This is a genomic window from Acetivibrio mesophilus (assembly GCF_004102745.1).
GTDB classification, from domain to species: domain Bacteria; phylum Bacillota; class Clostridia; order Acetivibrionales; family Acetivibrionaceae; genus Hungateiclostridium; species Hungateiclostridium mesophilum.
Genome location: NZ_RLII01000054.1, coordinates 1 through 7140 on the forward strand (window position 1 = coordinate 1; position 7140 = coordinate 7140).

6 protein-coding genes are annotated in these 7140 nt (G+C 32.9%); 1 reads left to right on the forward strand and 5 read right to left on the reverse strand.

Annotation, left to right across the window (positions count from 1 at the left end):
* Window positions 1-174: 174 nt before the first annotated feature.
* Window positions 175-942 (forward strand): IS21-like element helper ATPase IstB, encoded by a 768-nt coding sequence (gene istB, locus EFD62_RS16855; RefSeq protein WP_069193158.1) that lies wholly within the window; start codon window positions 175-177, stop codon window positions 940-942.
* Between the two features lie 1113 nt (window positions 943-2055).
* Here istB and EFD62_RS16865 read toward each other — a convergent pair.
* The 5 genes from EFD62_RS16865 to EFD62_RS16885 form a co-directional block, all read right to left on the reverse strand.
* Window positions 2056-2730 carry a hypothetical protein gene (locus tag EFD62_RS16865; protein ID WP_069193156.1) on the reverse strand — a complete coding sequence of 225 codons (675 nt, stop codon included), beginning with the start codon at window positions 2728-2730 and terminating at the stop codon, window positions 2056-2058.
* The gene (locus tag EFD62_RS16870; protein ID WP_069193155.1) at window positions 2715-3581 is read right to left on the reverse strand and encodes an ABC transporter ATP-binding protein; all 867 of its coding nucleotides are present in this window, start codon (window positions 3579-3581) and stop codon (window positions 2715-2717) included. Before EFD62_RS16870 ends, EFD62_RS16865 begins: the two co-directional genes overlap by 16 nt.
* Window positions 3582-3585: 4 nt before the next feature.
* Window positions 3586-5517 (reverse strand): hypothetical protein, encoded by a 1932-nt coding sequence (locus EFD62_RS17860; RefSeq protein WP_176720916.1) that lies wholly within the window; start codon window positions 5515-5517, stop codon window positions 3586-3588.
* 321 nt (window positions 5518-5838) lie between these two features.
* Entirely contained in the window at window positions 5839-6240 is a 402-nt protein-coding gene (locus EFD62_RS16880; RefSeq protein WP_128706555.1) for a hypothetical protein, read from the reverse strand.
* 482 nt (window positions 6241-6722) lie between these two features.
* Window positions 6723-6983, reverse strand: a complete 261-nt coding sequence (locus EFD62_RS16885; RefSeq protein ID WP_069193152.1) for a hypothetical protein — start codon at window positions 6981-6983, stop codon at window positions 6723-6725.
* Window positions 6984-7140 lie beyond the last annotated feature (157 nt).

Sequence of the window (7140 nt, forward strand, 5' to 3'; positions counted from 1 at the left end):
ACCTGCTTTTTATTTGCTTTTTTTCCGGTAGTATTATGCGTATAGAATTTTATTTTGCTGTTTTCACTGGTATTAAGAGAATTTTAATTTGATTTTTGCTCCGATTTTAAAGTGCTGAACTACAGTATATGAAGTCAATTTAGAAGAATATGATCTGAAGATAGGAGTGATGTGATGAGTGACATTTGTCCGGTATTAGAAAGTATTCGTTTGTACGCTAAACAACTGCGTATTCCTTCATTCACCAAATACAATGATATTGTAAGGCATGCGGATGGAGGAATGGGATATGAGGAATTTTTGCTTGAACTAATGAAAAAAGAACTTGAAACTCGGCGGGAAAACCAGCAAAAGCGGAGAACAAGAGCTGCAGGCTTCCCTTTTCTAAAGACATTGGATGAATTTGATTATAGCCGCCTCGAGCATGTTAAAGAAGCTTTTGTATGGGAATTGGCAACATGTGATTACATACAAAAAAACCAGAACGTCATAATGATTGGGAATCCGGGTAGTGGAAAAACACATTTAAGTATAGGCCTTGGGCTTAAAGCAATAAAAGAAGGTTTCAATGTCAAATTTTATACAGCAGCTACCCTTCCAAATTCTTTGGTAGAAGCTAAAGAATTTAAGACATTAGGAAAGCTTGAACGACAAATTCATAAAGCTGACTTGCTTATTCTTGATGAGCTTTCGTATTTGAGTTTTAATAGGTATCAGTCGGAACTGCTATTCAAAGTTATATCAGATCGCTCTGAAAAGGCAAGTGTTATAGTCACAACAAATCTACCATTTTCTAAGTGGACGGAAATGTTTGAAAATTCAACAATGATTGCTGCATTAGTTGACAGACTTACATTTCGTTCACATGTATTAAATATGAATGGAGAGTCTTTTAGAAAAAGCTCTACCAAAGTTCCTGCCAGTTCCCGTAACCGCCCTTGACAGAGCATTACGCAAATGCAGTTGCTAAGATACCGAGGGCGAAGGGAACGGATATAGCTGAACAAATGTTGCCCTCAGAAACAGCAGTGTAGCATTTGCTTCATTAACCTGCCAAGGGTACGCTTCGCCGATTACTACTTCCTCGGGCTATGCTAAACAGATATAGCATAAAACAATTGATTAATATCAAGCTTTTATGCTACGAATAATTGTTATGAGGTTAGGACTCCTGTGGGAATCTTATCCATAAGGTGTAATCCGGGGGGTCAAATTTTCATTAGCACAAGGGGGTCAAAAATTAATTAGCAAAGGGGTCAAAATTTTGTTGACAAACGCAATTCATATAAAATCCTCCGAATGTGATTGCAAAAACTCAATAGTATTATATTCCTTAAGGCGAATATTTTCAATAAAAAAAGCCACAATTCGTACCCTCTAAGTAGTCTCTTACTACTAACGAATAGTGGCTGTTTATTTGGTTTTATCCGACTACCGAGAATTTCCTTAGTAGTCGAAACCGTAGTATTTATCAGCATTTCCGACACTTTATGCCCTACTTTGCCCCAGTTTAACAAAGTACGATTTATTGTACAACTGACCTGCCGTGGCAGATGAAAATCACACGTATCATACTTCAAGCTCCTTTCGAAATGCGCTATCCTGCAGAGTTTTGCAACGATTTGCTCAGTGTTTTATTCCTTCAATGTATCTCCTGATTATGTACTAAAAATGCAAACCTTAGCGAAATTTAGCGAGATGTGTATAGCAATCGTAGTAAAAATATAGTAATATTATAATCTCTTACTACTCTTGCAAATCAGTATATCTCTTTTGAATATTATTTGTTCTTAATCATAATACATATAATAAGGAATATGCCCTGTTATATTAATACTCAATAAACTGAGAATCATTTAACACTTCTCTTTTTTCCTTTGAAGCAACCAGATATATTTTGTCACAATTTTTGCATTCTGATATCTCGTTCGACCAAATTGTTATCGAATAGTATGTAAAAATCATACATGAATGCCAAGATTTTAATATCATATTGCTGAAGTTTTAACAGCAGTTGAAGAGGCTTACTGTTCTTATTCAGCACCCAATTAAATATTAATTAATTAAATATTCTCGTCTATTGACAATAATAGTCGCCGCAATATGCAGTATTATTCCGAAAACCCAAAGAGCTATAGTTATATTCATAGTAACATCATAGGGCTTAGGGACAATCCATTCACAAGGATGCAAAAACCACAGACCCCCTCCCCTATAAAAGAAACTAACCATGGTCCATAATATAGGAAAACAATATCCTATTACCCCATGTTTTGTTATAAAAAGACTTACCAACCCTAAACCTGATAAAAAATAAAGTGCCCCTGCGATCAAAAACCCTTGGAGTACTCCAAAGTTTATCATTTTTTCATCAGACATATTGGATATTATACTCAATATGCCTAAAATAAATATTACATACACAGTATACAACCTTAATACCCTAAGAAATACAAATGTATAACCTTTTATAGGCAAAGCAAGAATCAATTCTTTACTTTCAGGATTTACTATTTCCAAATAACCTGGAAGAATCCAAACAAGTACTCCAACTACAGATATTAAAAATATAGATACCTGTAGCGTTATATACTTATTCCATGCTCCACTGGTAATTACTAAATTGTATACAAAAGCCAATACCATTGAGAGTACTAAAAAATATATCCCATAACCTGAGTTTTTTAAATCAAATTTAAAAGGTACCAGTCTATTTATGTGTTTATCCATGTAAGATACCCCTCTTCAACTGTTGGAATTACAGATTCTGCATCTTCTAATGGTTTTTCATCTGAATAAATTCGAACCTCCAAAGAATTATTACTATTTGAATTTGTTGAAAGTATTTTAAAGTTATTTTCTATATTCTGATACATATCATTACTTATAGTCATTTTCCACACTTTACCTTTAGCCATTTCCTCAAGTTCCTTAAAGCTGTCAAATTGTTTGCTTACACCATTTTTTATCAATGCCAAACCATCGCAGTTATTTTTAATATCCTCCATAATATGAGTAGACAATAAAACCACTCTATCTGATGCTATCCTACGGATCAGCCCTCTGAACCTTATGCGTTCTTCTGGGTCTAGTCCTGCTGTTGGTTCATCAACCATTATCAACAAAGGATTCCCCAACATTGCCTGTGCAATGCCTAGGCGCCTTCGCATTCCTCCTGATAGGGCACCAACTTTTTTCCTTTCTTCATTATGTAAATTCACTTCATTAAGTACTTTATCTATTTGATCTCTACGTTCAGTTTTTTTTGTAATACCTTTTAAAATTCCAATTGTATCAAGACATTCTCTCACTGATATGCTTTTATAGCAACCGAACTCCTGAGGCAAATATCCAATCTTATATCTAAACTCATCTATTTCTTTCAAAATATCTTTACCATCAAATTTCACACTTCCATTATTGGGAGTAATCAGCCCCACAATTATACGCATCAGTGTTGTTTTTCCTGCACCATTAGGTCCCAACAAACCATATATTCCATTTGATGCACTGAAATTTACCGATGCAAGTGCCTTTTTCTTACCATATCTTTTTTCTAAATTTTTTATTTCAAGTCTCACATTATCACTCCTTAGGAATTTTAACCCACTCTTTTAATATCTCATGTGCTTTATCAATTATCTCATTTTCGGATTTTGCAAAAATCAATTCTTCAATTTTTGTTATATCATCAATATCTTTTTCCCAAACTACCTTTGTTTTTTCTTCATCATAGCCCATGTACATATACCATTCCTTTAAACCCTCAAATACAGTACTCTCACTACCTTTTTCAGCCACCTTTATCATATCTTTAAAAAAAACTGTTTCTATACTACTATTTATTTCTTCACCAGTCCGGAAAAAACATTCAAATAATAAATCCTCTCTGAACCTTTTTAATATGCCTTCTGTGGCTTCAACAGGATCTTTTTTTATTGGATAAATCCAGTTCATATAATTAATATATATCTCAGAACTGTTACTTTTAAAAACGTTATTTTTCTGCTGCTCTGGCAAAGGTACTAAAAATATCTGATCATATTTTTTCTTCATTAACTCTCCTGTTGGAATATCTAATTTTTGCGCAAATTCATTTTTATAATCTGATAAAATATCCGGTACTACCCCAATAGAATTTTTATAGAATTTAAACAATGATGGTGGAGCAACAAAATGAATTCCATCAATCATCTTACTTTCATAGTCGCCTTGTATAACTGTAGGACCAATTGCCCTTCCTTTAATACAAACGTCTTTTGCATGAGATAAATTGGTTATTATCTCTCCTCTGCTACTGTTTATTTCTATATTATAAGCTTTTGATCCCAATAAGTTATTTGAAAAATATATAACATCCAACATTGGATTTAAAACTTTGTGTTTCCCTAATATTGGATACCAAGGAAAGTCATATGTCAGTAAAAGGGTCCTATCCGATACTTCTCCAAATGCATAGGGAATTTTGCCCTCTACTTCAAATTCAATTTCAACATTCCCCTTATCTTTTATATTAAAAATAACCCAATCTCTATTGCGCATAAATTTTTCATCTACAAGCCCATTTATTTTAACATTCTTTATATCAAGTGTTCTATATAGTGTAAATATAACTTCCTCGCCTGATACATTATTGAGCTCTATTTTTACACCATAACTTAAACTATCATCTTTTTCATCTTTTATATCAATTCTCAGCCAATCAATTTCACCCTTTGATTCCTTATATTCATAGGGTTCTGCTGCCTCTTTCAGAAGTTGATCGTAAGAAGAATTATATAGCGAGTTTTCCCAAATAACTCCTTGGGAGTGGGGTTTAGACGATATCTTTGCCAAAGGTATGGAGCAAACAAGCATTATAAAGGAGAGAATAGCTGCAATTTTAGCTTTATTGTTTCTACGGTACCAAATATTCAATTTGATTAAACTTGTAGATATGTATAAAAATAAGCTAAACATCAAAAACCAAAGTTTTCTTGCCACCAAACCAAAATTCATTTCCAGACCATAATGAAGTAGTCTTGAATTACCATTTGGCTCTTCAACAAACTGATTAAGCATAAATTGAACTGAATCATCCAGCAACAGATTTTGTCTAAATGGCAAAATACTATACCATATAACTAATAAAACCGGCCACCCTATCATTGGTCTCATGGTTTTCTCAATAGCGTACGCTATGGTCCATGTAGATATCATGGGTATACCAAAATTAGCAAAAATGTACCCCAATAGTTGTATGCCATGTATATAAAAACCATCATAAAATTTCAGATTTAGAATGACACATATAGTTGTTAATACTATACAATATACTAGTATGCATATTATCCATGCACAGAGTTTTGATATCTGTCTAATCCAAAAGGCAGGTAATGTATCTATTAATTCTTCAAATTTGGCAATTTTATCCTGTCTTGCACTTATAACACCCATGTATATGGATAAAATACTTAGTCCCATAAAAACAAATCCACTTGTTCTTATAAAAGCATAAATATCAAGTTGTTCAATCATAATATTATACCCATAAAAAACATATAATAGGGACAAAAAAATAGGTATGAAGAAATAAAACTTCTTTATAATAAATTTTAATTCTAGTTTTAAAAGTTTAGTAAATGTAATCATGTTTCACCTCACAAGATATTAGCTCAGATTATTAAATCTGAGCTAATATCTAAAATGTACTTAGGAATAATGAAAAAATAACTTTCGATTTATATTCTGTGAATATATTATCAAATAAGATTTTTTTCATTATTCAGAATAAACTTATATATTACTCGTTTCTTAGTGCCCTTCTGTCGAACTTTCACAATGCAAATTCCTATACACTTATGGCACATAAACCTTCAATTCTCCATCACCAGTTGTTGCTTTTTTTGTACTACTTACTTTAACATAGTATCCATTGTTTGCATAAGGCAAATTAAATCCATTATTTGTAACATAAGTACTGGAACTAGAACTACAAGAAGCTATTGCATTATCTGGCCATAACTCCCTTACAGCCATAGCCTCAGCTTTTACAGATTGACCTTGTACTGTTGAACGAACCTTTAAATCACCTTCTCCATCGGTAGTCCCCCATACTGCAACATAACTGCCTTTAACATTGTATTCTGTATTACTCAATGTTGCTGTTGAAGTTCCTACTAAAGTCCTAGCATTTACTGTTACGCCTAAAGTCACAACACACATGGCTGATATACAAAGTAATTTTTTTAATGAAATCATTACTATTCCTCCTGTTTTGTTTTTTAGTCATATTAAAAACTTTACAATCTATCCAAAAAGGCGTATATTTCATCCATGGAGACCTTTTTAGATTGTCTCAAACCTTCAAACAAGTATCTTCTTATATTACTCTTGCTTGAAGGTTTTCTTATTACCTTAATAATTGTACAAAAGTTTCTTTTTTTTTTCAAACATATCCACTAACCTATACATTAAATTACAACTTAATTCCTTTAATTTGCATGCATTTGCTTAATTCTCCTAAATATTTGCTTTTTTTATTATCATAAATAAACAAGTATTCCATATCATCACAAAAATCAAGAAACCTCTGGTGAGTTTTGGCAACAATTGTTCGTATTAAGAGTTTGCGTGGCTTCCGTCCTCAAATAAGCGTTAATCTAAAATAGCATTGGCAGTTATATTTATCAGCACTACGGAACAAAGTTGCCCTGCGGGCAATTTATTGGAACGGTAGATATTTAGTCTACCGTTTCTTCTTTAAATAGCAATGTTCCTTCACATTCGGGACAGACCATGGTAGGCATTCTACTTTTCTTGGTTTTAGCATATTCCTTATCCATCTCTTCCCACCATATGAATTCTTCAATCACATATCCCGGAACATCTTCTTCATATTTGCACTCTTTACAGCGATATCTGAACATATCTCTCTTGATTTCCATTGGATCGTCGAACGGTATCACATCGTCGTCCTCGTATTGTTTCCTCTTTCTGGGCATTTTGGTATAGTACCTCCTTTTCATATTCCCTGTAGAGCGACAAATTGTTTTTCCCTGTTAGATTGCTAAAGCGTCAAATTAAAATTACTTTTACCTATAAATCAAGAAAATAATCTGCTGAAAAATACATCAAAATACCATCTGATCTATTGCCAAA

What these genes read in the sequence shown, in the direction of transcription:
- istB (WP_069193158.1), top strand. Translation starts at nt 175, where the DNA reads ATGAGTGACATTTGTCCGGTATTAGAAAGTATTCGTTTGTACGCTAAA.
- EFD62_RS16865 (WP_069193156.1), bottom strand. Translation starts at nt 2,730, where the DNA reads ATGGATAAACACATAAATAGACTGGTACCTTTTAAATTTGATTTAAAA.
- EFD62_RS17860 (WP_176720916.1), bottom strand. Translation starts at nt 5,517, where the DNA reads ATGATTGAACAACTTGATATTTATGCTTTTATAAGAACAAGTGGATTT.
- EFD62_RS16880 (WP_128706555.1), bottom strand. Translation starts at nt 6,240, where the DNA reads ATGATTTCATTAAAAAAATTACTTTGTATATCAGCCATGTGTGTTGTG.
- EFD62_RS16885 (WP_069193152.1), bottom strand. Translation starts at nt 6,983, where the DNA reads ATGCCCAGAAAGAGGAAACAATACGAGGACGACGATGTGATACCGTTC.